Origin of the sequence: Mesorhizobium sp. WSM4983 (assembly GCF_029625765.1) — a bacterium.
Lineage (GTDB): Bacteria > Pseudomonadota > Alphaproteobacteria > Rhizobiales > Rhizobiaceae > Mesorhizobium.
Window position 1 is genome coordinate 1 of the sequence record NZ_JARTVM010000005.1, and the last position, 488, is coordinate 488.

At 71.9% G+C, this 488-nt stretch carries 1 protein-coding gene; it reads right to left on the reverse strand.

The genetic code is table 11. The features are described 5' to 3' along the window. A partial coding sequence (locus P9254_RS16265; protein ID WP_278103890.1) for a hypothetical protein occupies positions 1-488 on the reverse strand: 488 nt, incomplete at both ends.

Here is a 488-nt window from a genome sequence, read left to right on the forward strand (position 1 = left end):
GTTGCTCCGGTATCACCGGTGGCGCCGGTGGCACCTGTGGCGCCGGTTGCTCCAGTCGCACCCGTTGCTCCGGTATCGCCCGTGGCGCCGGTGGCACCTGTTGCTCCGGTATCGCCGGTGGCGCCAGTCGCACCTGTTGCTCCGGTCGCACCGGTCGAGCCGGTTGCTCCGGTATCACCGGTGGCGCCGGTGGCACCTGTGGCGCCGGTTGCTCCAGTCGCACCCGTTGCTCCGGTATCACCGGTGGCGCCGGTCGCACCTGTGGCGCCGGTTGCTCCGGTTGCTCCCGTTGCTCCGGTATCGCCCGTGGCGCCGGTGGCACCTGTTGCCCCGGTATCGCCGGTGGCGCCAGTCGCACCTGTGGCGCCGGTTGCTCCGGTCGCACCGGTTGCTCCGGTATCACCGGTGGCGCCGGTTGCTCCCGTTGCTCCGGTATCGCCCGTGGCGCCGGTGGCACCTGTTGCCCCGGTATCGCCGGTGGCGCCAGT